The following is a 25,138-nucleotide window of genomic DNA, read 5'->3' on the forward strand; positions in this document are numbered from 1 at the left end:
GTCGGTATACGTCCTGCCAAGATCGATCTGCTTGCCTCTCACATCCGGATTAAACGCCTGCAGGACCGCGAGGTTGGCCTGACGACATAGGCGGTTTTACACCTTGGCGTTACTGGTCGATTACAGTCATGATTGCGGAGATCTCGCGCGGGCTGCCCCAGCGTGGTGGTGGCATGTCGCTTGAGGGATGCGCATCGTGGGTCAACCTGCGTCGAAGGCAGGCAGCTGGCTTGGCGGCCCGTGTTCAACATCGGGACCCGCCGAGCGTCGGAGGCGGGGCTGCCGCGGGCAGCGGTCCGGGTTCGAGCGGGCAGGAGCTCAGTCTCAGCCATGACGAGGCGATGAGCATGCTGAACATGGCGCGCGGCATCCGCGACGAACTGGCGAAGATGATCCCCAAGGCAGAACATCTCACTCATCTGGACCCGCCTGCCGAGGACCCCCGCCAGCAAGGGCTACAACGCGCTTCTTTCCGGATCAGGCGCGGGCGCCAGCGCGTTCGGCCACGGCCTGGGCCACATTCAGCGCGAACGCGACTACGTCTCGACGCTGATCGAACGACTTGGAGAAGGCCCTGCACATCACCAGAGCGGCGACGAGGACGCGGAGGGAGCGGTGCAGAACGCCGCGAACTCGGGCGGAGGACTCGCCTGATGGCTTCGCGCACACTCACGCAGTCAGCCAGATTGGTCGTGCTCGCCGCGGTCGCGGCCGGCCGCAGCTCCCCTGGCAATTCCGGTTCCGGTCGCCCGACGTCCGCCGGCCCGCCAAGTGAGCACATCCGCGTCGGCCGCGTTGCCGCACAACTGCGCGCAGCGGGTGATGACGAATCTGAAGCACAAAGCGGGTTCGTGATGTCGATCTTCTATGTCCTGGGCGACGCGGCGAAAGCCGTCGGGCACGCCGTCGAAGGCACCGTCGAGTCGGTAGGAGACCGGGCCAGCGACGTCGGCGGATGGTTCGGCGATCTGTTCAAGGGCAACCTCGACGAGCAGGCCGTGCCCCCAATCGGAGCTGGTCAAGCAGATCATGGCGAGCAAGGGCGCGCCGGACTGGCACGGCGGCGCCGACCAAGCCGCCGAACTGGCCGAGCAGCACGCACAGGTCAGCGGCCGCGTCCAGCAGCTGATGTCGGGCATGGAATCTCCTGGACCGGCGGCGGCGCGGACGCCGCACAGGCGCGAATCAAGCCGCTGGCGGACGTGTCGCAGGCCGCGTCGCACATGTTCACCGCGAACTCGCAGAACGCCAGCGACCTAGCGTACGGGTTCGACCAGCTGAAGGCGGCGCTGCGGCCGATGCCGAGACTCCGCCGCACCGGACGTTCCTGGACAAGGCACGGTTCTGGCGGACCACCGACACCGAAGCGAAAATCAACCAATACAACGAGATCGCGCAACAGAATCTCGACAAGCACAACACCTACGCGGACACCGCGAAGTCCGCGGGCCAAGGCCCGAAGATCGGCTACGGGCAGCTACGGGACCTCGGCGACAGCAACGTCGACATCAGCCCACAGCCGAAAGAGCCCGCCGACCGCCGCGAACGGGGGTGAAGCGGCGTCCCTGTTCAAGACGAGCGTAATGGTCGGTCGACACGCCAGCAGCCAACCGGGCGTCTTCCTCCCGGCGCAGGCCCGGCACGCGACTCCGTCCGGTGGCAGCCCGGCCCGCGCGGGGCCGTCCTGAGCACGGGCGCGCCGCAGGGAATCGGCGAGCTCGCGATGGGTGCCGGCCATGCGATCCAGTGTCCCCTACGGTCCCGGCCATTGCCTGGACCTGTGCGTCCTAGGCAGCCGCGTCCGAGGGCGCACAGGGCGCGAGATGAGCCGCTGACGAGGGTTTCGTTCCGGCACGCTCGAACCTGCGTCGGAGCGGCGCCGCAGGACGGCAAGTCCCGAGAACCCACAGCAAAGGATTCCCTTCGCGAGCAATCGGAGACCGAACAGAAGTGAATGAAAATACACCGACAATGAGATAATATCGCAGATTAAGAAGTGTCTTCCCCGCGCGAGCGGGGGCCGTCCGACGTTCAGGCGTCGAGCGCGAGGAGTGCCTGGTTCCCCCGCCGAAGCGGGTCCTCTGGTCGGACCCGGACCGTCCGGGTTGCGGCGAGGTACCCCTCAGCGACGGTTGTGAAGGAGTCAGGCAGTTGCGCGACTTCTGCGTCGCCGACGCGCGCGAATCCGCCCTACGGCCGCCCACAGTGCCACCGGTGGAAAATGCTCGGGGATAACGGCTTTGATCAGCCCGACTATAAGCTCCACTGTGGCGGTATCATCTCGCACTCCGGCCAAGGCTGCCCGGTTCGGTAGCTTCCATGCTGCGAGAGGCGAGCCGACCGGCGACACCGGTCCGAGGTGTGCGCTGAAGTTCACAGGTGTCAATGACCGGCAGCTTCGGTGGTGCCGGTTCTAAATCGGCGACATCGAAATTCATGTCGCCGGGCTTCCCGACTTGTGGCGGTCATGGCCTCGTTTCAGGTTGTCTCCTCATGCGTTTGCATCACCTGTAATGCGACGCCTGCGCGGTGAACGACCTCATCCCAAAGAGGATGAGCCAAATGGCGCTATCGACATCATCGCCAATCTCGTCGATAAGCGGGTCGAGCACGGCACCAAGCAGTCGCAACGGCTCCACTTCGTCGGCATATATGTACCAGCCGACACCTGAGAGCGGGTCTGGAAGTAGGGAAGTATCGTCGAACAGAATGTGGATGTTCATGTCCAGGTTGTCCGCGTGGTCGGGGTGCGGCAACTCCAGTCGTACCCACACGCGCTCCTGATAGTCGCGGTCTGCGAGATTCTCTACGGCTGACAGGACTTGCGTACGAAGATCGGATATTCGATCGTGGCCACGGTTTGTTCCAGCTTCGCCAGGTTAGCCATTCGCTGAGTGGAATATGTGTGTCTGCCGGAAAGTCTTCTGCCCTTGCCCTTCCTGGATGCGTTGCCCTGCCCCGGGTTACCAGTTTCCGTCTTCGGCGGCGCGGACATGGTCGACTTGCTGCGACGGGAAGGGCGAGCTGGGGTTACCCTTTTCGATGCGGACGGTGTTCCCCTTGGGCTTCTTCGGGTCGAACCATCGTGTGCCGTCCTTCCGGTTCGGGATGCCGTCGCCGAAGTCTTTGAGTTTGGCTTTGACGTTAGCTCGGGCGGTGTCGTCGAGCCAATCGACGGCTTTGGCGGCCTTCTGGGCGAGTTTGCCTGCTTCGCCGGCGGCTTTGAGCATCTTGCCCGCTCCGCCGGGTCGGCATTGGTCGACAGTGCCGCCGAGTGCGTAGCAGACTTCGGCTTGGGGCCAGAGGCCGCGGGCGGCGAAGTCGAGGGCTTCTTGCCACGTGAAGCGTTTGGACCCGGTGTAGCCGATCCCGCGCAACGCCTCGTAGCGCTCGTCACTGAGGCTGCCGCCGACGGCTGACTGGTCCAGCCCGGCCACGTCGCCGCTGCTCGTGTTCTGTTCGGGGCTGACGTTGCGGAGTTTGATTTCGTTGAGTTGTTTGGCGAGAAAGATGCGGTAGGTGTCGTCGGAGGGCGCTGAGGTGGTAGCCGGCGGCGCGGCGTTCGGCGGTGGTGGCGGTGGCGACGGCTCGCTGGGCGTCGCGTTGGCTGGTGCGGCCTTGCCGTGCGGCGTGTTCGACCTGTGTCGCGCGGGTGCTGGCTCCGGTGGCGGCCGCTCGGGCCGTTCGGGCGTAGTCGGCGGCTCGGGCGGCGTCGGCCCGGGCGCGGTGCTGGGACGCGGTGGCGGCGTCGGCGGCTTTGAGCGCGGCGTCGGCCTGAGCCCAGGCGTCGACGGCGGACTGGGCGGCTTGGGCGGCGGCGTAGCGGCGAGGGCGATGTCGTGGTTGACGGTGGCGATGTGGGCTGCGGTGTTCTCGTCCCGCTCGCGGGCCTTGTACTGCCCGGTCTGCAGGAAGTCGCGGAGGCCGGCGAGGATGCCGTCGAGAGCGACCTTGGCGGCGGCCTTGACTTCGGCTCCGCCGTCGCGCGCGATGGTGGCGGCGGTAGCTCCGCGTCGGGCCCGCTGCGGCTCGATCTGCACCACCAGGTCCTCGAAACGGCAGTCGAGGATCTCGCACAACGCCAGGATCAACTCGTTCGGCATCCTCGGCGGACGTTCGGTGCTGACGAGGCGATACATCGAACTGGGGTCGAGCTCGTAGCCGTACTTGCGCAACTCCGGGATCAGCTTCGTGGGGGTGTACCAGTTCTTGCGGACCACCATCAGCTCGCGCAGTCGCGACTCGTAGCGCGGATGCCGGGCGCGCAGGTCGTCGTTCTGCTCGTCCGGCCTGGCCGGGCCACCGCGTTCATCGCACCCTCCTCCGGCGCCCAGCAGGCCCCTCCGGGCCGTCTGACGACTGCCTGGAGGGCTGTGTTGTTTTAGCTGTTGGTGGCGCAGTAGTTGTCGACGGCTTCGTTTGGCGCCTTCGGAGTCCGGGTCGACGCCCTCGAGATTGCCTTGGCTGCGTCGCGCAGCTGGTTGGCGGGCTCGATCATGTCCTTGCAGCTCTTGCCTTTGCCGCTGGCGCATTGGACGTCCAGGCACGCCTTCGCGCCGGGCTTACCGGGCCTCTTCCGGCGGCCTGCGTATCGGCGGTGAACTGCTCGCAGGCGCAGTCCTGGGCGGACGAGCACCCGGCGGGACCGGACCCGACGACAGAGGCGATCGCCGCGGCGACGGCGAAACGTCGATGCACGGTGGTTCCCTCCTCGATTTCCCGATCGGGGTTCCCATCGTCCCGCACCGCCTGATCCGTTGCCCGGCATGAACTATTCATGCCTTCCGGCATTCGGGGGTTTCTACTCATGCGGGCGTCCCGGGACGGCCGTCATGATGGCTGGCATGGCTACTACACCTCCTTCTCCGGCTACGACGTCCGCGTTCTATGTGCAGGCGGTCGCGTCGTTCGCGGTGTCGCTGGTCGCGGTGTCGATCGCGATCGCGTGCGCGCCTGCTGATTCGTGGGTGCGGGCGTTTCTCGGGCTGGCGGTGCTGTATGTGGTGACGTCCGCGTTCACGCTGGCCAAGTGCGTGCGGGACCGGCAGGACGCCGCGAGCGTCGTGCACCGGGTCGACCAGGCCCGGCTGGAACGGTTCCTGGCCGAGCACGACCTGTTCGGCACGAGCGGCACGGCCAGCACTGCGGATGCCGGCCCCGGCACGGGCCGGTGACACGGGTTTCGGCAGCGGAAACGCATGACGCCAGATCCTGATCGCAGCTCCCGACAATTCCTGAAACGCCGAAAGGCCCCTCCAGGCGACCCCGGATGGGGTTGCTTGAAGGGGCCTGTTTGTCGTGTCGGGGGATGGCGTGGTCACCGGGTTGTGTGAATTGTTCGCGTTCCAGTGCGGCAGGGGCGGCTTCCGGCGGTTGGGCGGGTTAGCGTGAGCACGCTCCGCCGCAGCCGATGTCATGCCCCTCTGCCTGCGGCGGAGCCCGTGTTTCCCTCTTCGGCTGGCGGGTCCGCCAGCCGAAGAGGGTCCCGTCGGCCGGGGCCCGCATGCTCCGGCCGGCGCGGGGTGCTGGTTCGCCCGGGTTGTGGAGGCCCGGGTGAACCGGTGCCGTCTGCCGCGTGGTTTCGACAGGAACCTGCGGCGGGCGGGTAGCGTTCGTGTCGCGGGCTCGGCGGCACCCTCCCCCTCGGGCCGCCGGGCCCGCCCTGTTTCGCCGGTGTCGTGAATAGTTCACGACGTTCCGTTGTCCGCGTGCCTGTCCGGCCGCGGCGGGGGTAGCCTGCCTGTGCTCCGTCGTGGGCTTCGCCCTCCCAGCGGCCGACGGCGGGGCGTGTCTCCTGCGGCCGCGATCTTGCCGGGTTGCGCTGCCGGAGGGGATGCCGCCGGGCCGACGGTGCGCTCATCCTTCGGGCCCAGCGGGGCGTCGGTTCACCTGAGTTTGCCAAGGACGTCGGGTGAACCGGCGCCGTCACCGGAGGGAAGCGTCGCGACCGGGGTGACTCGCCTCCGCGCGACGATCGTGGACACAATGGACCCGACCGCTCCCGTGATCGACATGATCAGTTGACCGTGGTGTCGGGGATGGCGATCCATCCGGTGGCGACGATCGCGGCGAGGGCCAGGCGGACGGCTTGCGCGATCGCAACCGGCTCCGCACCGGCGCGGCCGGGCCGCGGCGGGGCGGTCACGCGGCGGCCGCCGAGACGCGGAAGTCGGCGGCGGCGGCGTCGTGCAGGCCGGTGCAGGTAGGTGGTCGCGCCGGGCGGGATGTCGAGCGGGCCGGGCCGGTTCGGCTCCCACGGCCAGGGTTGCGCCGGGATGCGGAACTCGCCGTCGCAGCCGACACCGACGCCGGTGCCGTCCGGATTCGTGCCGGTGTCGCCGGAGAACAGGACCGCGCGGACGGAGAAGGTGTTGCCGAAGCGGGTGTGGATGCGCAGTTTCGTGCAGCCGACGGTCGGCATATCGATGCTGGCCGGTTCCTGCACGGGCCCGTTCGCTGAACACGGACATGTCGTCCGCCTCTGGCTGGTCGGAATCGGTGCCGCCGGGGCGTCCAGCAGCTGGTAGTCGGCGATGCGGGCAGTGCTGGTGAACTGGAGCAGGACTGCGGCAAACCGGCCAGCGACGGGGCCCGAGCTGCTGCCAGTACCAGCGCGGACGACAGGTGAACGGCACCCGGCCTCGCGCAGCAGCCGCACGATCTCCCGGGCCAGACCGGCATCACCGCTGTTCGCCTCGACGTCCGGGATCACCAGGACCTCGCGCGGCACCATGGCCTTGATCCTCGCGACGTGCTGCGCGGCGGTGGCGGCCGCGCGCTGGTACCAGTACGCCGCGACGAGCTGCCTGGCCCTGCGCCGGCCTCGGCCAGGTTCGACGCGAAATCCGGATCCGTGAAGAACGATCCCTCGCCCGCTTTGACGATGCACAGCTCGCACCCGTCGCGGGGCCCGGGTGAGGTCGAGCCTCTGGTCCTGCTGGTGGCTGATGTCGATCGCGAACATCACGGCCGTCGGTCAGCCTCCGAAGACACGGGTCAGGGTCTCGGTGACGCCGCGGCCCAGAGTTTCCGTTACAGGGACCGGATCCGGTTTCGTGGTCGTCGATCCGCGGGCCGATCGCGTTTTCAGTTCATTGCGGACACCTTTTACTTCGTCGTGGACGGCGCGGACCTCGTCCTGGAGTTCCCGCATCGTGATCACGAGGTCGCCGGGCTGAGCCATGACGGCCCCTTTCGTGCACAGTGGACGGACCTGCGGGGTCGCGTTCCCCGCGCGCGGACCCCGCCCGCGCGGGTCAGGCTCCGGTGCGCCAGAGGGCGACGCGGGCGGTGGCGGTCGCTTGGGCCGTGCCGGACTGGTTCCGCCACCAGAGGCAGATCTGGGTTCCGGCGGCGAGGCAGCGAGTTCCGGAGACGGTGAAGTCGCCCCGGATGGAGGAGACGGGGATTCCGGGGACGAGGAGGACGGGGTCGCCGCAGGAGGGTTGCCGGCGGAAACGGCTCCGGCGCAGGGCTGGCGGCCCGGAAGTTCGCGGTGATCGTGCATGCGCCTGCGGTGTCGATGGTCCAGGTGTCGAGGTCGTTGCAGGCGACCCCGGTCGCGGCGAGTCCCGGGAGGCGGCGGGGAACTGGAGTTTGGCCAACGCGGCGTTGCTCGGAGGGGCTGGCTGTCAGGGTTTTGCTATTCGCCGCCGATGCGCTGGGCGGCGAGTTCGAGGTTGGCCATGCGGCCGTCGGCTCCGGTGAGAAGGTAGTCTGCGCGGTCAGCGAGTGCCCGGATTTGCCCGGCTCCGTCGGGCGGGTCGGCGAGGGCGGGGCAGGACAGCGCCCAGTTGAGGGCTTGCCCCTCGGGGGTTCTCCTCGCAGGGAAGGGGTTCGCGTGTCGCCGGGTCGGGTGGCGGCGTGTCGACCGTCCGGGTGAGGCCGGCGGGTTCGCGCGGCGCGCATCGGGTCGGCGGGTTTGGCTTGTGCCGCATTCGCAGTCCCTTGTGCGGTCCCTGGTTTCCGGGGTTCCGCCTGTCTTGAGGAGAAATTCATGCGTGCACGTATTGCCGGAATCTGTGTCGCGGCCGCGGCGGCTGTCGGCGCCGTCCTGGTGGTAGCCGGTCCCGCCGTTGCGGAGGTGTCGGCTCCGAACGTTTCCGCCGGCGGCCTCGTCACCGGCGTCGTTGGCATCGTGCCTGTGGTGGGAGGTCCCGTCGGCTCGGTGCTCGACGTGCTGGTCTAGCGGCTGGCGGGCGTATGGCCGCGGGTCCGGAAGCAGCCCGGGGCGCCTCCGGACCCGCTGCCGCGCCGGGGCGGGTTGTCGCTGGTTCGGAAGGGGATTACGGAGATCCAGGGTCTCGGACGCGAACAGACGGACTGAGCTCGACATCCGCTCGGCGGCGCACAGCCCGCGCACTTGCCGCGGCAGCGCCCCAATGCCGGCTCAGCTGCCCGTTCATTCGCTCGTCTGCTGGACGTCGACAAGTCGAAGCTGTCGATGACGGCAAGAAAGCCGAGGTCTCGACGGTCGACAAGGAAGCTGCGAGCCAGTGCGTCCTGACGCCCCGTCAACGCAGATTCGCCCATCGGTCTGATCCGGTGCGGAGAACGCTCGGCAGCACCTGAGACAACTTGGCTCATCGACCAACTTGTGGCGCATTGAGGATCGATTCGCACTAAAGCCGGGCAACGGACCGCAGAGGCAGCACTGGCCGACGCAGGTCGCGCTGTCGCCGAGTCCGCCGACGCTCGCCGATGGCTGGCCGCGGCGGCGAAGGAGCCGTTGGAACCATTCGCGGCGGAGGTTTGGGTGACCGATCGCGCTTTCAGCAATGTCCAGCATCGATGGCGCGGACGGGTTCCTCCCGGGGCAAAGTCGAATGGGGACAGACGCCGCGGGAAACTGCGGCCCGCGAGCTAGTGGAGGCGACCGGGATTCGCGGCCAGCTAGTGCCTGCACCAGCCGCGGTCTGCGTTCGCTCCTACCGCGCGGACTGGCAGCCGACGCTCGGGTTGTCGTATGCCGCGGCGTCGAGCGTTCTCTTCCCGTGGTGGCGGAACAAGGTCGGCCAGCGGCGTGGACTCCTCTGAACCATGCTTGGGACGGGATGTTCCCGGCGGATCGCGACCGTATTCGTGAGTACGTACGCTGGCCGGCGCGGGCATCGGTCATGGACGCGTTGATGCCGGGTTGCCCGAATTCGCTGTTGAGCCGCTAGCGAGGCGCTCCTCGCCGAGGACAGTCGGTCGCTGAGTCGCTGATCGGCTTGTCCCCGCGGTTCCGCGTCATTCCGCTGATTTTGGCAGGTCGCTGCATACGCGGCCCCAGGCACCGGCGGGTCGCCGAACTCGACGGCGGGGCCGTCGGCTGCGCTGCCGCAACCGCGGGAAATCCTTGCTGCGCAAGCAATTCATGGCCGCCGGCGACTCCGGGCTCTGGTCCCTGCCAACCTCCGTCTTCGCCGACAATCGCGTCAGCCTCGCCCTCCACCACGCCGCCGGCTACCGCACCATCGGCGTCCGCGAACGCATCGCCAACGCGACAGCACCTGGGACGACTGGGGCGGTTTCGACGACCACGTGGCCACACCGAACGTCGAGATCACCCCGGACGGCGTCCAGCTCGCCTACGGCCCGCGGGTGCCGCTGCTGATGTTCGGCGGCCGGGTCAAGCCGGGCATCGACCACCGCTGGTCCTGGCATCCGAGCATCCCGAAAACCGTCATCGACCTGCTGAAGCTGCCGAAGCTGGGCGTCCCGCGCGTCGACGGCGACCACGGGCTGGCCGACCTGGTGGACCTCTCGGCCGGCGCGAAACTGAACCCGCCGCCCCCGGCCCACGGCACCTCGATCACCCAGCCGACGCCGCCGAAACCCACCCCTACCCCGACGCCGGTGCCCCCGCCGCCGGTCGCCAAACCGGCGCCGGTGGGGCCGATCCTGCTTCGGGGCGGCGGCACTCTGCCTCCGCCGAACGACGTGCCGTTGACGACGAAGAGCTAGCCTGAGTCGTCAGTTTCCTTGACCGGAGTCCAGGCCGGTGCGGGAGGTGCGTCATCGATCGTTCTCGGCAGCGCCTTTCCATCGCCTCGTTCCGATCAGGAAAACCGAAATTCCGACAACCGAGAATCCGTCCAGGATCACGGCTACCCATTGAACTCTGCCCAGCCACATACTGGCCACGACAATGAGCGGCGTTCCGACGAAGACACACAGAAGCAGGCAGAGCTTTAGTTCTTTTCGGGTCTTGCGCATATCGCGGGTCGTTCCCGATTCCTCTTCGTCGGACCACAACCGGACACTTCCTTCCGCCGTTCGCCGCGGACCGCTCTGCGTTCGACCGGTCCCAGCCAAGAGTGTGCGGCACCGGATCCGCCCCGCCGGAATCAGGCCCCGGAGACCGCCGCCACGCCGGTCATCGTGCCCACATAGGCGTGGTCACCGGACAGAGTCGGCGAGGCGAAATGCGGAACCTCGCCCAGGTCGAGCTGCCCGCGCACTGATCCGTCGGCCGGGCTCAAGGCGTACAGGACGCCAGCGTTGTAGTCCACCACCCACACCGCGCCGCCGCCTACGGTCGGGGAGCCGTTCGCGGAGAGTGCGGCGCGCCAGACCACCTGGGGCGTGCCGTTCTCGTCGACGCGCACCGCGGCGGGGCCGTCGGTGCAGGGCAGGTACGCGGTGTCTCCGCTGGTCGCGCTGCCGCCGAAGGACTTGCAGATCTCGGCTTGGGCCAACTGCCCGCCGACGCCGCCGAGCTGGTCGTGTCGCAGGACGTACCCGGTTCCCCGTTTGCCGACCGCGAGCACGTGGTCGCCGAGCAGGGTCGGGCTGGACGAGCCGAGGTCGAGGTCCTGGGCGTTGTCGTCGGCCCAGGTGTCGGGGGCGAACAGGTCCACCCGTTGCAGGTCAGGCGACAGTGCCAGCACGGAATCGCTGTCGTCGTAGGCCATGGTGGATTCGCCGTTGCCCACCGAGTAGAGCAGCCGCGGCCCGTCGACGACGCCGCCGCCCGGCGCCCAGATCCCGGCTTCCCGGGTGGTCGGCACGGCATAGCTGATCGGGTCGGCGCCGGCGGTCGTGGCCGACACGACCGAGCCGATGTAGTTCGCGCAGTCGCCGGCCAGTCCGCCGTAGGGCACGTAGACCCGGCCGTTGTACAGGGTCAGCGCTCCTCGCTGCTGGTGCGCGATCCAGTCGCCGCGCGGCGGCTCCAGTTCCGTGCGCACTTCCACCGCACCGGTTCCCACGTTCACCCCGGCGAGCACGTGCTGGCCGCCGGTGAGTTCGGCGAGTGCGTAGACCCGCGCCGTCGCCGGGTCGTACACCATGGTGCTGGTGATGCCGAGCGGATCGATGTTCCCGCACGGCAGCTCCGCGCGGCGCGCCGGCTCGCCGAGATGGGCGGACCAGCGGGTCGCGCCGGTGGCCGGGTCGAGCGAGTACACGGTGTTGTTCTCGGTGGCGGCCAGGATCTGCCCGCCGACCACCAGCGGCTGGCCGTACACCGCACCGTCCAAAGTGGCCTGCCAAGCCATGCCGAGCGTGCCCAGCGGCGCGAGATCGGCGGCGTCGCCGGTACGCGCGTTGTCGCGGTGATACGTCGGCCAATCACTCGCGACGACCGGCCGGGAATGACCGGCGGCCGCCGCCGGCGAGACGATGATCAGCACCGCGGCCGCGCTCGCGATCGCTGTGCGGAAGCCAGTTCCGTTCATCACGCACCACTTCCCGAAGAGGGGGCCGATGACTCCAGTGGCACCGCAGTATCCCGCGCGGGCCCGGTACGCGACAGCCCCGAGCGACGCGGGCCGTCCAGGCTAACCAGCGACGCCATTCGTCCCGGGAATGGCGTCTCATCGGCGCTTTTGGCGAGGGTGGCGGGATTTCCGAATGCTGGGTCCCGAACAGGTTCGTCCGCATTCCTGACCATCCACGTGAAGTGCTGATCGATCTCCGCCGTCTCCTCTGCCGAAGTACGGCCTTCCTGAGCTCAACCGTCACCAAATTCCAGCGACACTGCCGTGGTCTACCAGGCACAATCAGCCTCACCTCACGACCATGGAGACAACCACGTGCCCGACCAGTTCAGACCCAGCGTCCCGCGCCGGGACGTGCGGGCTGGCTACACCGACCAGACCATCACCGTTTACCAGGCGTACTCGCGGCACATCGCCGACGTCGCAGTCGAATCCCAGACCTTCGCGGCGCCGTTCAAGCGCGAGCGGATGACGTGGATCAAACCTTCGTTCCTGTGGATGATGTACCGATCCGGGTGGGCGACCAAACCTGAGCAGGAACGCATCCTCGAGATCCAGCTCACCAGGGAAGGATTCGAGTGGGCGCTCGCGCACGCCGCCCTCAGCAGCTACGAGCCCGGCGCCTACGCGGGCCAGCAGCACTGGGCTGAGCGCAAACGCACCAGCCCGGTCCGCATCCAGTGGGATCCCGACCGTTCGCTGACCCTCGCGCCGCTCGACCGGCGGGCCATTCAGATCGGGCTTTCCGGCGAGGCGGTCGAGCGCTACCTCGACCAGTGGATCGCCAAGATCACGGACATCACCCCGTTCGCCGAGCGGATCCACCGTCACGTCAGCTCCGGTCGTCTTGAAGCCGCGCGGGAAGAGTTGCCGGGCGAACGGGTTTATCCGGTGCCTGCGCCGATTCTCGGGATGATCGGCGCCAGCGAACATGGCTAGCTCCGAGCCGCCGGAGAACCTGTCAGCGCGCTGGTGGCGGCAATGGCCCGAGTGTCCTCCGGTGGCTCATCGGCTGAAGCATGTTTACCGCGACCGATGGGTCCGGTTTCATAGTTTGCCGGAGTCTCAACGCTATCCCGCTGCCGACGCTGAGTACGACATCGTGCTCCACCGCTACAACACGGTTTTGGACGAGTTGTTCCGCGAGCAGGAAGTTTGGATAGTGACTACCGATTGGTCGGGCTCCTCCGCGCCCCCGGTGCTGTCCGCGCAGCACGCGCTCTGGAATCCCGGTGCCCGGCACTGGACGAGCCTGCGCACCGACGAGAATGAAACCGACCCGGACTTCATCAGGTACACGCATTTGTTCGTGAGGCGCAGATCCTGGCGGACCGGTCTTGCGGACGACCTGCTCCGCGCTGTCGCCGACGACGTCGCTGCCAACGTGATGATCGCCAGTTTGTCCTTCGACCGCATACATCATCCGTACGACGGAGGCGCCGACGTGCTGTTGCCCACGACCGGCGAACGCGATCGGCTGAAACGGCGTCACGCTGACTGGCTTTCCGATCATCCCCTTGGCTTCTGAACGTCCCGCCGCGAATAGCAAGGCGGGAATGACGAAACGGAGAAAGCGTTGCGAAGCAGCATGATCAACGTGCTCTGCTACGGCGATTCCAACACCTACGGCCAGCGTTCCGAGGAAGGCTACCTGGGACGGTGGCCACTGGAGATCCGGTGGACCGGCCGGCTGGCGACCCTGCTCGACGAGGGATACCACGTGGTCGAGGAAGGCCTCGGCGGCCGCACGACCGATTTCGACTACCCGGCGTCCATGGACCGACCGGGCCGCAACGGGCGGACTTACCTGCTGCCCGCGTTGCTGAGCCACAATCCGCTCGATGTCGTCGTGCTGATGCTCGGCACCAATGACCTGAAGATCCAGTTCGAGCGCACGGTGGCGGAGGTGGTTTCCGCGATCGCCGGGCTCCTCGACGACGTCGCCGCATACGGGTGGACGGAGGCCGAGCGTCCGCCGAAGGTGGTGCTCGTGTCGCCGCCGCGGATCGACGTCACCGCGCCGGATTTCGCGGAGGTCAATGGGGCCTTTTACGACAGGACCTCGGCCGAGAAAGCGGAGCAGTTGGCCGGGCCGCTCGCGGAGCTCGCGGCGGCGCGCGGTGCGGCGTTCGTCGATGCTGGTGCCGTCACGGAGACGGGGGCCGACGGAACGCACTTCAGCGTGCCCTCGCACGAACGGTTCGCCCACGTGATCGCAGACGAAGTGCGGCGGGTCACCGGAATCGGCTGAATTCACCGGTGCCTAGCTACCTGCGGCCGCATAAATTGCCATCGGCAGGATCGCCGGCACCGGATCTTCCGCACGGCAAGGGGTCCGCGAATGCAACCCGAAGGGGCGCACCGATCAAGCCCGGTGCCGCCCCTTCGCGCCGTGAGGCTCAGACCAGCAAAACCCGCCGCCCGCGGGTGTGTCCGGCCTGGCTGTCCGCGTGTGCCGCCGCGGCTTCGGACAGCGGGTAGGACTTGTCGACCGGGATGCGGAGTTTCCCTCGCTCGATCAGGGTCACCGTTTCGGCCAGGGCTTCCCTCATGTCGCCGCCCACCCCGGCGAACCGGATGCCCAGCATCGGGGCTTCCAGGTCGGCGATCGTGATCACCTTCTCCGGATCCCCGGTCAGGTCCAGCAGACCGCGGAGCACGCCGGCGCCGTTGAGGTCCAGCGCGGCGTCGACCTGGCCCAGCTGGCGCACCCGGTCGACCCAGCCCTCGTCGTAGGTGGTCGCGATGGCGTCCAGGCTGCGCACGTAGTCCTGGTTCGCGGCGCTGGCCGTGCCGATCACCTTGATCCCCCGGTCGCGCGCGATCTGCAGAACCGCCGACCCGACTCCGCCCGCCGCTCCGCTCACCAGCAACGTTTGTCCAGTTTGGACACCGACCAGGCGGAGGACACGGAGCGCGGTCTCGACCACCGACGGGTACCCGGCCGCTTCGGCGAAGGTCAGACCGGACGGCAGGCGCGCCCAGGAATTCAGCACGGCGAACTCGGCGTAGGTGTTCGAGCCTCGGCCCAGCACCGGATCCCCTACCGCGATGTCGGTGACGTCCTCGCCGACCTCGTCGACCACTCCGGAAGCGTCCTGGCCGACTCCGGAGGGCAGCTCGAGCGGGCGGATCCGCTGGAACTGGCCCTCGCGAGTGCGCCAATCGTGCGGGTTCACGCCCGCCGCTCGCACGGCGACGCGGATCTGGCCGGGGCCGGCGTGAGGTTCGGGGACGTCGGCCAGTTCGAGGACCTCGGGGCCGCCGTAAGCGGCGAAGCGCACTGCTCTCATGCCGCCAACTTAACAACAACGGTTAGTATTTTGCAACGGTTAGTGTCATGGCCGACCGCCGATCCGCTGCGACTGGGCCTCGCGGTCGCAGGGCAGGTGCGGACGAGTAGGGCTTACTCCCGCTGGCTCGACGCCGGAGAACTCCAGCCGCGGGACAGTCGCGACCTCGCGCATCACCCCGGTCGACAGTCCCGGATCCGAGGGCATGCGCCCGGCACCGCGACCCGCCCGAACCTCCGGCACCCGGGGACAAACAAGTGCCCCGGACGGAACGCATCCGTCCGGGGCACCCCCAGCATTCCCTTACGCGGCAGCGAAAGCCTGCTCCAGCCGCGGCAGGTAGTCGGCCAGATCCTGTCCCCAGCATCCGGCCGTGTGCTTCCCCTGGCAGTTCGGTCCCCAGGTCTTGCCGTTGCCGTAATCCACGGCGTAGTAACGCTGTCCGGCCTTGTCCAAAGCCGCCTTCATGTTCTGCTGCGCGGCCTCGGTGACCGATTCGGCGAACGCCGGTTCGTCGAGGAGGACGTTGACCGGGTTGCCGTTGCCGGACCCGGTGTAGAGCGAAACCCCGACGCCGGCGAGCTTTCCGGCGTTCACGACCGGACCGCGGGCCAGCGCCGCGGACATGTCGCCCGCCTCGTTGAGCGAGCCGAACGCCGAATCGGTCGGCACGGCCGGGCCGAACCCGCTGCCGCCGGCGCCCTCGCCCGAACCGGACGTGCCCGACATGGCGAACCCGACGTTGGACAACGTGCCGCGGATCGCCGTGCGGACCCAGTACAGGTTGAAGTCGATCGCGCCGGACAGCGAAACGGCCTGCGCGAACAACTCCGGACGGTCCTCGGCGTAGTGCAGCGCGCCGAAGCCGCCCATCGAGAGGCCGCCGACCGCCCGGCCGGATTTCGCGGCGATGGTGCGGAAGTTGGCGTCGATGAACGGGATCACCTGGTTGAGATGGAAGGTTTCCCAGTTCTGCGCCCCGGCCGCGGTGTCCTGGCGCACCCAGTCGGTGTACCAGCCGCGCAGTCCGCCGTCCGGGATCACGGTGATCATCTTCTGGCTGGCCAGCATCGCCGGGTACGCCAGATTCGGGTTGCCCGGATCGTCGCCGACGCCGTGCAGGAAGTAGAACACCGGGTAGCGCTTGGCGGTTTCGGCGTAATAACTGCTCGGGACGATGACGCGGATGTGGTGCTGCCCCGCGACCGCCGGGGTCGTCACGGTGACGACGAAGTTGGTGGCGGTGCCCTGGGCGGTCCCGACCTGGGTGAGGCCGAAGCCGTCGGTCAAGGTCGGCACGGAGGGGGTGTCGGCGTGGGCGGCGGCGGGGCTGGTCAAGGCCAGCATCGCCGCCGCGGCGGACACCAGCACGCGCTTGAGCAACAGTCTCATGGTCACTTTCCGGGTAGCGGGGATCACGGGTTCTGGGTCACGTGGAAGCCGGCGCCGTAGGTGCCGGGGTGCGCGGCGTCGCGGGCCCGCAGGTCGGCGAGGATGTTCGCCGAGCTGGTGTAGACGTACTGCGGAATGCCCAGGATGATCGCCTTGGTGATGCCCGCCCACGGACCGGCTGCCTGGAAGTTGTTGCCCTGTCCGGGATATTCGGTGCCGGGCACGTGCCAGATCGCCGGGCCGCCGGAGTCGTTCGCCTGGTGCTTGGCCCAGGACTGGTAGACGCCGTTGGAGTTGTTGGTGACGCGGCCGTACCAGACCCCGAGCTGACCGGACACCACGAGTTCGTTGTTGTTGTTCAGCGCGGCGCCGAGAAGGCGTTCGCTGGCCAGCGAAGGGTTGAGCGCGTTGGGGCTGGGCTGGCCGTCGGGGACCTCCAGCTCGCCGGTCTGCTTCAGGTACGGCCCCTGCGAGGACAGGGTCACCGACGGCACCAGCTCGATGATCAGGTAATCCTTGGTCGGGTGGCCCGTCATGGAGCCCTCGCGGTTCTTGAAGTACCGCACGTAGCCGATCGGGCCGAATCCGGTGTCGTTGCGGTCGTAGACCGGCTCGATGTTCTCCGGGATGTCCCGGTCGGAGTACTGCCGGTCCGGCGGGTCCATCAGGCAGTGTCCCGCCGAGATCGCGATCTTCCGGTCGTACTTGTCGGTGCCGACCGCCCCGATCGTGCAGAAATGGTCGGGAGTGCTCAGGTCGAACAGGATCTGCATCGAGTTGAAGACCCGTTTCGCGGGCTCGGCCGAGGCGCTGGCCGTCCCGGTGACCGCGAGGACGATCGCCGCGAGCACGGCGAGGAAACGTCGGGTGCGCACGCACGCTCCTTGATTCGTAGGGTTCACTGCCTGCTGCCGCAGAGAGCGGAGTCGATCACGTCGAGAGGCGAGGGCCGGATGCTCGTCTCCTCCCACGCGTTGGTCATCATCGCGGCGTACCGGCCGTCGTCGGTCGCCGCGGTCCACGACGTGTAGCCGGACGCCGCGATGCCGTTGTGGAACCACGCCTCGCCGCCGCAGGACAGCGTGATGGCCTGCAGGCCGAGGCCCAAGCCGACGTACGCGGGATCGTGCACCGGCACCTGGATCGTCCGGCGCATCTCGGCCAGCGCGGCCGGCGAGACGACCTTGCCGTCGAGCAGCGCGCGATAGAAGGTCGACATGTCGGCCAGGGTCGAGACGATCGCGCCGGCCGAGCTTTCGATCGACGGTTCGGAGACGACCGGGGCCGACGTCGTCTCGGTCCAGAAGAAGAACGGGCCCGCCCGGACGCCGCGGTACCCGGGCAGGTACGGCGCGGGCAGGGACCGGTCGCCCGCGCGCGGGAAACTGGTCTGCGCCAAGCCGAGCCGGTCGATGATCCGCGCGGTGATCGCGTCGCCGACGGACATCCCGGTGACCTGCTCGATCAGCAGGCCGTTGATCAGGTAGCCCAGGTTCGAGTACAGCACGCCGGCGCCCGGCGCGGAGGCGGGCGGGAAGTTCCGCAGCCCGACCTGGACGAGGTCGCGAAGGCCGATGCTGCCGTCCGGTTTGACGAATCCGGCGGCTTTTTGCGCCCACGCCAGCACATCCGGGGCGGGGATTCCGGCGGTGTGCTGGAGGAGCTGCCGGACGGTGATCCGGTTGCCGTCGTAGCCGTTGCCGTCGACGAGCCCGGGCAGGTACCGCTCGATCGGCGCGTCGAGCACGACCTTGCCCTCGTCGACCAACTGCAGGACCACCGACGCGGTGAAGGTCTTGGTCTGGCTCGCGACGCGGAAGTGCTCGTCCGGCCGGAGCGGCCGCGCGGCGCCGGTGATCGTCGCGCTGCCCGCGGACAGCTGCCACGACCCGGACGCGTTGCCCGCGTAGACGGCCGCGCCCGGTCCGGCGTGGGACTGGTAGCCGTTGAGGACCGCCTGGGTGTCGGCGTGCGCGTCGGCCGCGGACGCCGGTGCGGCCAGCGCCACGGCGGCGGCCGCGCTCGCCAGGATCGAAACTGCCCGTCTCAGTCTGCGCACGAATTCTCCTCTGCTCGAAAGTCGAAAGGGGGTCACCTCGCCTGGTACCGCCAGACCGCCACCGCCACGACGATCAGCAGCAGCACCCCCACCAGCACCAGACAGCCGATGCCGCCGCTGTCCGACCGGCGGCGCTCCGCCTGCCCCCTTGGCGGAACGCCGGGATGGCACCGGGCGTAGTGCCGCGCCCGCTGTTCGGCGCTCTGCGCCTGCGTGAGCCAAGGTGTCCGGTAGCCGCATTCGCCGCACCAGTACCGAAAATCGGCGGCCATGTTTCTCCGATGACGAGGTGACCCGGTGCCGATCATCGTCGGGTTCCCGCAGGTCACCGCACCAGAGCACAAGCCGGTCAGAGATGACCGGTCCGCGCGGTAAGCTCGTTGCGGGGCAAGCGGACGCGAAGTGGGGGGTCTCCGCGGTGACGAGCCGGGCCGGCGTTCTGCTGCGGGAGACGCGGCGGCAGGCGGGGCTGACGCAAGAGCAACTGGCCGAACGTTCCGGCGTCAGCGTCAGCACGATCCGGAGGCTGGAGAACGGCCGTCCCGTCGATCCGCGGATGGGCACCGTGAAACTGATCGCCGACGCGCTGGGAACCACGCCGGCCGAGCAGCGCGCGCTGCTGGCCGAGTTCGGCGTCTCCCCCGCGCCGGAAGAGGCGCCGGCGGAGGCCGGGCCGCCGCGGCTCCGGAGCGCGCTGTCGGAAGCCGCGGACCAGTTCGCGCGAGTAGTGGCTTCCCGCTGGCAACGCGAGGAAGAGCAGCGCCGCGTCCACGATCCTTTCCCGCTGCCGGTGCGCTGGCAGCGGGCTTCGCCGCGGCTGACCGATCGCTGGGACAACATCCGCGGCGTCCGGCCGGGCGGGGTCGCGGAACCGCTGGACCTGGACGGCGAACTGGACGGCATCGCGGACGTCTACCGGCGGATCCCGTCCGGTCGCTTGGTCGTCCTCGGCCGGGCCGGTTCCGGGAAGACGATCCTGACGCTGCGGTTCGTGCTGGGCTACCTCCGCACGCGCACCGCCGCCGAGCCGGTGCCGGCGGTCTTCAACGTCAGCACGTGGGACCCGACGGCCAGCACGCTGCGGGACTGGCTGATCGAACGCCTGCCGCAGGACTACCCGGACTATCCCGGCCTCGCCGGTCCCCTGGCCGCCGAGCTGGTCGAAACCGGGTGCGTGCTCCCGGTTCTGGACGGATTCGACGAACTCGCCGCCGGGTTGCACGCCGCCGCGCTGGCCGCGCTCGGCGCCACCTCGCTGCCGTTCCTGCTGACCAGCCGTCCCGTCGAATACGCGACCGCGGTCGCCGCGACCGACGTGCCGACCTCGACCGCGGGTGTGGAACTGCTCGACCTGACTCCCGCCGACGTCGCCCACTACCTGCCCCGCACGTCCTCCCGCGCCGGAGAATTGTGGGACCCGGTGCTCGCCGAACTGCGCGCCGCTCCGGACGGAAACCTCGCCGCTGCGCTGAGAACGCCGTTGATGGTGACTCTCGCGCGAACCGTCTACAGCGACGGCCGGGACCCAGCGGTTTTGCTGGACCCCGCCCGGTTCCCGACCTCGGAGGCGCTCGAAGACCACCTGCTCGCCAGCTTCGTGCCCACCGTCTACCAGCACCGGCCCCCGCACATCGCCCGCCCGCTCCGCAGCTGGGATCCCGAACGCGCCCAGCGGTGGCTGGGATATCTGGCCCAGCACGTCGGTCACCTCGACGAGCACGACCTGGCGTGGTGGCAGCTGGGCAGTTCGCTGCGGCGGTCGTCGCGAATCCTCGCCGTCGTGCTGGCTTCGACGCTCGCCATCGCGGTGCTGAACTGGCTCGTCTTCGTCCCGCTCGACCTCATCGATCGCGGCACCGCGTTCACCTTCCGCGCAGGCCTGATGGACGGGCTCCTGATCGGCCCGATGGTGGGTCTGGCGTTCGGGCTGGTCCACGGACTGACGATCGTGTGCCGCGGGCGGATAATCGAACCGTCGCGCGTCCAGATCCGGCTGCGAGGACGACATCGGACCGGCAGGCAGTTCTTCCGCGCCTACACCTCCCGCCTCGGCGCCACGCTGCTCGGCGGGTTCGTCATCGGACTCGGATACGGCCCGGTCAACACGGCTTTGCACGGCCTGCTCTTCGGATTCCCGCCGGACGGCAAGTCGCTGGTCGAGAAAATGCTCGTGCCGACCCTCGTCTACGGGCTCGTCTTCGGGCTCTCGGCCGGACTGGTGTTCGGGCTGATGGCCGCGCTGGAAATCCCTCTGGACGTCGGATCGGCGGCCACCCCGCTCGGCCTGCTGGCCACGAACCGCACGACGGCGTTGCGCCAGTTGCTCATCCTGGTGCCGGCAGTCGCCCTCGCGATCGCTTTCGGCGGGCGGCTGCTGGTCGAACTTCTCCAAGGCCCGCTCGGTCCGCTCCGGTGGCCGCTGTCGTCCGGCCTGCTGATCGGCGCCGTCGGCGGTCTGGGCGGCGGGCTTTCTTACGTGCTGGCGTTCACGGCTTGGGGACAGTGGGTGCTGCTGGCGCGCATCTGGCTCCCGCTGACCGGCCGCCTGCCGTGGGCGGTGCCGGCGTTTCTCGACGACGCGTACCAGCGCGGGGTGCTGCGGCAGGCGGGGGCGGTGTACCAGTTTCGCCATGTGCGGCTTCAGGATCATCTGGGTCGCGCGTACCGGACACCCGCCTGATCCGGCAGACTGCGCCCCACCGACAACCGCTCAGTCACCGGGCCCCCCGACGTCTGGCTCCAGCTGCCTGACCGCGACTGCTGGACCTAACCCCGAGCAGTCCGCACCCGCACCGCGCTCCCCGCGCAGACGATGACCGCCAACCCGCCCAGCATGGTCTGCCAGGTCAGCTCCTCGCCCAGGAATACCGCCGCCCACAACAGGTTCAGCACCGGCTGCACCAACTGCACCTGGCTGACCTGCGTCATCGGCCCCAGCCCCAACCCGCGGTACCACGCGAAGAAGGCCAGATACATGCTCACCACCGCCAGGTAGGCGAAAGCGGCCCACTCGCCCACTGTCGCATGTGGAGGGTGCTGAGCCATCGATACGACGGTCAACGCGACCATCAACGGCGACGCCACCACCAGCGCCCACGAAACGGTCTGCCACGCACCCAATTCCCGCGCCAGCAACCCGCCCTCCGCGTAACCGACCGCGGCGGCCAGCACGGCGCCGAAGAACAGCGCGTCCGACCACTGCACTCCGCTGAGGCCGCCGCCTTGCAGGACAGCGAAGCCGACCGCCGCGACGGCGCCGACGGCGGCAAGTGCCCAGAAAATCGCGGGTGGACGTTCGTGGGTGCGGAGTACCGCTACTACGGCTGTCGCGGCGGGGAGCAGCGCGATGACCACCGCGCCGTGGCTGGCGGAGGCGGTGGTGAGCGCGTACGAGGTCAGCATCGGGAAGCCGACCACCACTCCGCCCGCGACGACGGCCAGGCGGAACCACTGGGTGCCGCGCGGAAGGCGTTGTTTGGTGGCGATCAGCGCGACGGTCGCGAGCACCGCGGCGACCGCTGCGCGCGCGGAGCCGATGAACATCGCCGAGAGGCCGCCGTTTTCGACGGCGACCCGGGTGAACGGCACGGTGAACGAGAACGCCGCGACGCCGAGCAGTCCCCACCAGAGACCGGCCCGGGGTAGCGCCGGTGCTTCCGGGAGAGTAGCGCTATCCTTCAGTTTCATGTCCGACGATAGCAGCTCCCGGATCGCTTCGACACTGCGCGAGTGGATCGCCACCGCCCCGGCCGGAGCGAAACTGCCGTCCTCGCGGGAGCTGGTCGCGCGGTACTCGGCCAGTCCGGTGACTGTCCAGAAAGCACTGCGCTCCCTGTCTTCCCAAGGACTGGTGGAAAGCCTGCCGGGAGTCGGCACGTTCGTCCGTGCCGCGCCCGCCACCGGGTCCGGCGACTATGGCTGGCAGACCGCGGCGCTCGGCACCCCGGGGCACGGGCTGCTCAACCAGCCCGCGTCGCTGCAGCCGGTATCCACCGACTCAGTAGCGCTTCATTCCGGCTATCCCGACCCGGAACTGCTGCCGGAGCGCCTCGTCCGGAGCGCGTTCGCCCGGGCGGCGCGGACCGCGGCGCTGGTCGGACGGCCGCCGACCGCGGGCGTTCCCGAACTGCAGGCCTGGTTCGCCGCGGAACTGCGCGCGGCCACCCCGGCGGGCATCGCCCCGGTGACCCCGCGGGACGTGGTGATCACGCCGGGCAGCCAAAGCGGCCTGGTCACCGCCTTCCGCGCGCTGGTCGGGCCGGGGCAGCCGCTCCTGCTGGAGTCTCCGACGTACTGGGGCGCGATCCTCGCGGCGACGAAAGCGGGCGTCGCGGTGGTGCCGGTGCCGAGCGGCCCGAACGGACCGGACCCCGAGGTGCTGGCCAGGACGTTCGAACAGACCGGCGCGCGGGCTTTCTACGCGCAGCCCAGTTTCGCCAGCCCGACCGGGGCGCTGTGGCAGCCCGACCTGGTCGACCGGGTCCTGGACACCGTCCGCCGGCACGGCGCGTTCCTGATCGAGGACGATTCCGCGCACGATTTCGGCATCACCGCGGAACCCCAGCCCATCGCCGGCCGGGACGACGACGGCCACGTGGTCTATCTCCGCTCCCTCACCAAGAGCGTCTCGCCGGCGATCCGCGTCGCCGCGCTGATCGCCCGCGGCCCGGCGCGCGACCGGATTCTCGTGGATACGCTGGCGGAATCGATGTACGTCAGCACGGTGCTGCAGACCGTCGCGCTCGACGTCGTGACCCAGCCCGCGTGGCGCACCCACCTGCGGCGGGTCCGGCACCAGCTCAAGACCCGCCGCGACCTGCTGCTCACCGGCCTCCGCGAGCACGCGCCCGCGGTGCGGGTGGAATCCGTGCCGCAGGGCGGGTTGAACCTCTGGGCTCGACTGCCTGGAACCGTCGACCTGTCGCGCGTGGTCCGCGACTGCGAATCCGCCGGGGTGGTCATCGGACCCGGCGACGAATGGTTTCCCGCCGAGCCGACCGGACGGTTCATCCGGCTCAACTACGCCGGACCGAACCCGGACGCGTTCGCCGACGCCGCGCGGGTGATCCAGGAGGCAGTGGCGGCGAACGCCTGATCAGCCGTTTTCCGCGCGCAGGGCGGCTTTTTGCACCTTCCCGGACGGCGTCAGCGGAAGGCTGTCCCGAAGCACGATCTGGCGCGGGACCTTGTAATCCGCCACCTGCCCGGCGCAGTACTCCTTCAGTTCCGCTTCGGTGACCGACGAATCCTGGGCCGGGACAACGTAATACCGGCCGATCTCCCCCAGCACCGGATCGGGCACGCCGACCCCGGCCGCCAGCAGCACTCCGGGATGCGCGGCGAGGACGTTCTCGACCTCGACCGGATAAATGTTGAAGCCGCCTTGGACGAACATGTCCTTGGCGCGGCCGTGCAGTGTCAGGTAGCCGTGCTCGTCGGCCCGGGCCATGTCGCCGGTGTGCAGCCAGCCGTCCGCGTCGACCGCGGCCGCGGTTTCCTCCGGCAGATTGTGGTAGCCAGCCATGATCGACGGGGTCCGGAACAGCAATTCGCCGGTTTCGCCGACCGGCAGCGCTTCTCCGGACGGAGCCGCGATTTTCGCTTCCACGCCAGGGAAAGGGACTCCGATAGAGCGTTCAGTCGCTTCCGTGCCGGCATTCCACGGCGTCATCACCACAGCCCCGGAAACTTCGCTCAGCCCGTACAGATTCATCACAGTCGCGTTCGGGAACGCAGCCGTAAGGCGTTGCAGCAAAGCAGGTTCCGCGTTCGCGCCACCGGTCACGACCACCCGGATCGCCGAAGTGTCGACGCCGGCGAAACGCTCGTGATTCAGCAGCAGCGTGTGCATCGTCGGCACGCCGACCCACATCGTCAGCCCGGCCGTCCGGAACAGATCGGCGGCCGCTCCGGCGTCGAACGACGGCAGCAGCACCGTCCGGCTGCGCGCGACCAAAGCGGACAGGACACAGCAGGTGATCCCGCTGACGTGATTCAGCGGAACGGCCACCGGCAACACGTCGTCGGGGCTCAGCTGGAGGTGATCGGACTCCGCGGCGGCGGACGCCAGCTGGCCGCGGTGGGTCAGTGTCGCGCCTTTGGGACGGCCCGTGGTGCCGGAGGTGTAGATGATCATCATCGGATCGTCCGCTTCGACCTCCGCCGCCGCGGCTTTCACCGCCTCGCCGGGCTCCCCGGCGCCCAGTTCGGCGAAGGTCACGACGGAAACGCCGGGCAGCTCGAGGTTTCCCAGCAGGGCAAGGAAATCGACGTCGCCCGCCGCCGGTTCGGTCACCACGAGCCGCGCGCCGGAATCGGCGAGGATGTGCGCGAATTCGGTTTCGCGGTACCGGGGACTCAGCCCGACGACCACCGCGCCGGTCTTCGCGGCGGCGAAGTACACCGCGAGCCACTCCGGCGTCGTGCGCCCGTTGACCGCTATCCGGTCGCCGCGCCGCACGCCCCGCCGCAGGAAATCGGCGGCGATCCGGTCCGACCAGGCGTCCATCTCGGCGAACCGGATGTCGCGGGAACCGGCCGTCCAGCCGACGGCGTCCGCCGGAGCGGTGCGGAGCAGGTCGTGAATACGCGTCATCGCTCGTCCTCACTGGGTCAGGTGGACGGCGAGGAAGCCGAGCTGATCCGAGGCGACCTTTTCGACCACAGCCGAATGGTAGCCCCCGTAAGAA

At 68.9% G+C, this 25,138-nt stretch carries 24 protein-coding genes and 1 pseudogene; 9 read left to right on the forward strand and 16 right to left on the reverse strand.

What is annotated here, in order from left to right:
- Positions 1-677: 677 nt before the first annotated feature.
- The 5 genes and pseudogenes from SSMG_RS27335 to SSMG_RS27345 all read right to left on the reverse strand — a co-directional run bounded on the left by SSMG_RS27335 (position 678) and on the right by SSMG_RS27345 (position 4,532).
- Positions 678-1,139, reverse strand: coding sequence for a hypothetical protein (locus SSMG_RS27335; protein WP_037715024.1), 462 nt, complete (start codon positions 1,137-1,139; stop codon positions 678-680).
- On the reverse strand, positions 1,106-1,417 hold the full coding sequence (locus tag SSMG_RS45620; protein ID WP_158688100.1) for a hypothetical protein: 312 nt from the start codon (positions 1,415-1,417) through the stop codon (positions 1,106-1,108). Before SSMG_RS45620 ends, SSMG_RS27335 begins: the two co-directional genes overlap by 34 nt.
- A 130-nt stretch (positions 1,418-1,547) precedes the next feature.
- A pseudogene (locus SSMG_RS47200) lies at positions 1,548-1,738 on the reverse strand (transcriptional regulator); the annotation flags it as partial.
- 766 nt (positions 1,739-2,504) lie between these two features.
- Positions 2,505-2,774 (reverse strand): hypothetical protein, encoded by a 270-nt coding sequence (locus tag SSMG_RS27340; RefSeq protein WP_009081326.1) that lies wholly within the window; start codon positions 2,772-2,774, stop codon positions 2,505-2,507.
- Between the two features lie 189 nt (positions 2,775-2,963).
- Positions 2,964-4,532, reverse strand: coding sequence for a helix-turn-helix transcriptional regulator (locus SSMG_RS27345; protein ID WP_078560912.1), 1,569 nt, complete (start codon positions 4,530-4,532; stop codon positions 2,964-2,966).
- Between the two features lie 312 nt (positions 4,533-4,844).
- On the opposite strand from SSMG_RS27345, the gene SSMG_RS27350 reads away from it, so the two are divergent.
- On the forward strand, positions 4,845-5,174 hold the full coding sequence (locus SSMG_RS27350) for a YiaA/YiaB family inner membrane protein (protein ID WP_050788297.1): 330 nt from the start codon (positions 4,845-4,847) through the stop codon (positions 5,172-5,174).
- Positions 5,175-6,016: 842 nt separating this feature from the next.
- Here the strand turns inward: SSMG_RS27350 and SSMG_RS44430 are convergent.
- Together SSMG_RS44430 and SSMG_RS27360 are read right to left on the reverse strand one after the other, a co-directional pair.
- Entirely contained in the window at positions 6,017-6,733 is a 717-nt protein-coding gene (locus tag SSMG_RS44430) for a hypothetical protein (RefSeq protein ID WP_037715029.1), read from the reverse strand.
- A gap of 243 nt (positions 6,734-6,976) precedes the next feature.
- Positions 6,977-7,183 carry a hypothetical protein gene (locus SSMG_RS27360; protein WP_009081332.1) on the reverse strand — a complete coding sequence of 69 codons (207 nt, stop codon included), beginning with the start codon at positions 7,181-7,183 and terminating at the stop codon, positions 6,977-6,979.
- A gap of 813 nt (positions 7,184-7,996) precedes the next feature.
- Between SSMG_RS27360 and SSMG_RS27365 the strand changes: the two genes are divergently transcribed.
- From SSMG_RS27365 to SSMG_RS27370, 3 genes are all read left to right on the forward strand, one after another.
- A complete protein-coding gene (locus SSMG_RS27365) occupies positions 7,997-8,188 on the forward strand; it encodes a hypothetical protein (protein ID WP_009081334.1) in 192 nt (63 codons plus the stop codon).
- A 602-nt stretch (positions 8,189-8,790) separates the two neighbouring features.
- Positions 8,791-9,036 (forward strand): NUDIX domain-containing protein, encoded by a 246-nt coding sequence (locus SSMG_RS47205; RefSeq protein WP_009081335.1) that lies wholly within the window; start codon positions 8,791-8,793, stop codon positions 9,034-9,036.
- Between the two features lie 345 nt (positions 9,037-9,381).
- Positions 9,382-9,948, forward strand: a complete 567-nt coding sequence (locus SSMG_RS27370) for an alkaline phosphatase family protein (RefSeq protein ID WP_286157068.1) — start codon at positions 9,382-9,384, stop codon at positions 9,946-9,948.
- Positions 9,949-10,331: 383 nt separating this feature from the next.
- On the opposite strand, the gene SSMG_RS27375 is transcribed toward SSMG_RS27370, so the two are convergent.
- A complete protein-coding gene (locus tag SSMG_RS27375) occupies positions 10,332-11,663 on the reverse strand; it encodes a PQQ-binding-like beta-propeller repeat protein (protein WP_100266898.1) in 1,332 nt (443 codons plus the stop codon).
- 357 nt (positions 11,664-12,020) lie between these two features.
- Here SSMG_RS27375 and SSMG_RS27380 point away from each other — a divergent pair, with 357 nt between their 5' ends.
- The 3 genes from SSMG_RS27380 to SSMG_RS27390 all read left to right on the forward strand — a co-directional run bounded on the left by SSMG_RS27380 (position 12,021) and on the right by SSMG_RS27390 (position 13,956).
- Complete coding sequence (locus SSMG_RS27380) at positions 12,021-12,644, forward strand: DUF4291 domain-containing protein (RefSeq protein WP_009081343.1); 624 nt, start codon at positions 12,021-12,023, stop codon at positions 12,642-12,644.
- A gap of 61 nt (positions 12,645-12,705) precedes the next feature.
- Positions 12,706-13,233, forward strand: coding sequence for a hypothetical protein (locus SSMG_RS27385; RefSeq protein ID WP_199841229.1), 528 nt, complete (start codon positions 12,706-12,708; stop codon positions 13,231-13,233).
- A 48-nt stretch (positions 13,234-13,281) separates the two neighbouring features.
- Positions 13,282-13,956 (forward strand): GDSL-type esterase/lipase family protein, encoded by a 675-nt coding sequence (locus SSMG_RS27390; protein WP_199786002.1) that lies wholly within the window; start codon positions 13,282-13,284, stop codon positions 13,954-13,956.
- A 148-nt stretch (positions 13,957-14,104) separates the two neighbouring features.
- Here the strand turns inward: SSMG_RS27390 and SSMG_RS27395 are convergent, their stop codons facing one another.
- From SSMG_RS27395 to SSMG_RS47215, 6 genes are all read right to left on the reverse strand, one after another.
- Positions 14,105-14,998 carry an NADP-dependent oxidoreductase gene (locus SSMG_RS27395; RefSeq protein WP_009081350.1) on the reverse strand — a complete coding sequence of 298 codons (894 nt, stop codon included), beginning with the start codon at positions 14,996-14,998 and terminating at the stop codon, positions 14,105-14,107.
- A 45-nt stretch (positions 14,999-15,043) separates the two neighbouring features.
- On the reverse strand, positions 15,044-15,205 hold the full coding sequence (locus SSMG_RS47210; protein WP_159396485.1) for a hypothetical protein: 162 nt from the start codon (positions 15,203-15,205) through the stop codon (positions 15,044-15,046).
- 96 nt (positions 15,206-15,301) lie between these two features.
- Positions 15,302-16,390 carry an alpha/beta hydrolase family protein gene (locus SSMG_RS27400; RefSeq protein ID WP_009081354.1) on the reverse strand — a complete coding sequence of 363 codons (1,089 nt, stop codon included), beginning with the start codon at positions 16,388-16,390 and terminating at the stop codon, positions 15,302-15,304.
- 23 nt (positions 16,391-16,413) lie between these two features.
- Positions 16,414-17,265 carry a hypothetical protein gene (locus SSMG_RS27405; protein ID WP_037715034.1) on the reverse strand — a complete coding sequence of 284 codons (852 nt, stop codon included), beginning with the start codon at positions 17,263-17,265 and terminating at the stop codon, positions 16,414-16,416.
- Positions 17,266-17,288: 23 nt separating this feature from the next.
- Positions 17,289-18,449 (reverse strand): serine hydrolase, encoded by a 1,161-nt coding sequence (locus SSMG_RS27410; RefSeq protein WP_037715037.1) that lies wholly within the window; start codon positions 18,447-18,449, stop codon positions 17,289-17,291.
- A 32-nt stretch (positions 18,450-18,481) separates the two neighbouring features.
- Entirely contained in the window at positions 18,482-18,721 is a 240-nt protein-coding gene (locus tag SSMG_RS47215) for a hypothetical protein (RefSeq protein ID WP_037715040.1), read from the reverse strand.
- Between the two features lie 146 nt (positions 18,722-18,867).
- Here SSMG_RS47215 and SSMG_RS27420 point away from each other — a divergent pair, with 146 nt between their 5' ends.
- Entirely contained in the window at positions 18,868-21,129 is a 2,262-nt protein-coding gene (locus tag SSMG_RS27420) for a helix-turn-helix transcriptional regulator (RefSeq protein WP_037718067.1), read from the forward strand.
- 86 nt (positions 21,130-21,215) lie between these two features.
- Here the strand turns inward: SSMG_RS27420 and SSMG_RS27425 are convergent, their stop codons facing one another.
- Positions 21,216-22,136 (reverse strand): DMT family transporter, encoded by a 921-nt coding sequence (locus SSMG_RS27425; RefSeq protein WP_037715042.1) that lies wholly within the window; start codon positions 22,134-22,136, stop codon positions 21,216-21,218.
- On the opposite strand from SSMG_RS27425, the gene SSMG_RS27430 reads away from it, so the two are divergent.
- Positions 22,135-23,544: a PLP-dependent aminotransferase family protein gene (locus tag SSMG_RS27430; protein WP_009081362.1), complete on the forward strand. Its 1,410-nt coding sequence runs from the start codon at positions 22,135-22,137 to the stop codon at positions 23,542-23,544. The genes SSMG_RS27425 and SSMG_RS27430 overlap by 2 nt on opposite strands.
- Here the strand turns inward: SSMG_RS27430 and SSMG_RS27435 are convergent, their stop codons facing one another.
- Positions 23,545-25,044 (reverse strand): class I adenylate-forming enzyme family protein, encoded by a 1,500-nt coding sequence (locus SSMG_RS27435; protein ID WP_009081366.1) that lies wholly within the window; start codon positions 25,042-25,044, stop codon positions 23,545-23,547. It abuts the gene before it with no gap.
- Between the last annotated feature and the right edge of the window lie 94 nt (positions 25,045-25,138).

This window comes from Streptomyces sp. AA4, from assembly GCF_000158875.1.
Lineage (GTDB): Bacteria > Actinomycetota > Actinomycetes > Mycobacteriales > Pseudonocardiaceae > Amycolatopsis.

Coding starts and splice junctions, on each gene's coding strand:
- SSMG_RS44430 (WP_037715029.1), bottom strand. CDS start 6,733: ATGGTGCCGCGCGAGGTCCTGGTGATCCCGGACGTCGAGGCGAACAGC.
- SSMG_RS27435 (WP_009081366.1), bottom strand. CDS start 25,044: ATGACGCGTATTCACGACCTGCTCCGCACCGCTCCGGCGGACGCCGTC.
- SSMG_RS27375 (WP_100266898.1), bottom strand. CDS start 11,663: ATGAACGGAACTGGCTTCCGCACAGCGATCGCGAGCGCGGCCGCGGTG.
- SSMG_RS27425 (WP_037715042.1), bottom strand. CDS start 22,136: ATGAAACTGAAGGATAGCGCTACTCTCCCGGAAGCACCGGCGCTACCC.
- SSMG_RS47215 (WP_037715040.1), bottom strand. CDS start 18,721: ATGGCCGCCGATTTTCGGTACTGGTGCGGCGAATGCGGCTACCGGACA.
- SSMG_RS47205 (WP_009081335.1), top strand. CDS start 8,791: ATGGCGCGGACGGGTTCCTCCCGGGGCAAAGTCGAATGGGGACAGACG.
- SSMG_RS27335 (WP_037715024.1), bottom strand. CDS start 1,139: ATGCCCGACATCAGCTGCTGGACGCGGCCGCTGACCTGTGCGTGCTGC.
- SSMG_RS27360 (WP_009081332.1), bottom strand. CDS start 7,183: ATGGCTCAGCCCGGCGACCTCGTGATCACGATGCGGGAACTCCAGGAC.
- SSMG_RS27400 (WP_009081354.1), bottom strand. CDS start 16,390: ATGAGACTGTTGCTCAAGCGCGTGCTGGTGTCCGCCGCGGCGGCGATG.
- SSMG_RS27350 (WP_050788297.1), top strand. CDS start 4,845: ATGGCTACTACACCTCCTTCTCCGGCTACGACGTCCGCGTTCTATGTG.
- SSMG_RS27365 (WP_009081334.1), top strand. CDS start 7,997: ATGCGTGCACGTATTGCCGGAATCTGTGTCGCGGCCGCGGCGGCTGTC.
- SSMG_RS27395 (WP_009081350.1), bottom strand. CDS start 14,998: ATGAGAGCAGTGCGCTTCGCCGCTTACGGCGGCCCCGAGGTCCTCGAA.
- SSMG_RS47210 (WP_159396485.1), bottom strand. CDS start 15,205: ATGCCCTCGGATCCGGGACTGTCGACCGGGGTGATGCGCGAGGTCGCG.
- SSMG_RS27345 (WP_078560912.1), bottom strand. CDS start 4,532: ATGCGCCAGCGGCAAAGGCAAGAGCTGCAAGGACATGATCGAGCCCGC.
- SSMG_RS27430 (WP_009081362.1), top strand. CDS start 22,135: ATGTCCGACGATAGCAGCTCCCGGATCGCTTCGACACTGCGCGAGTGG.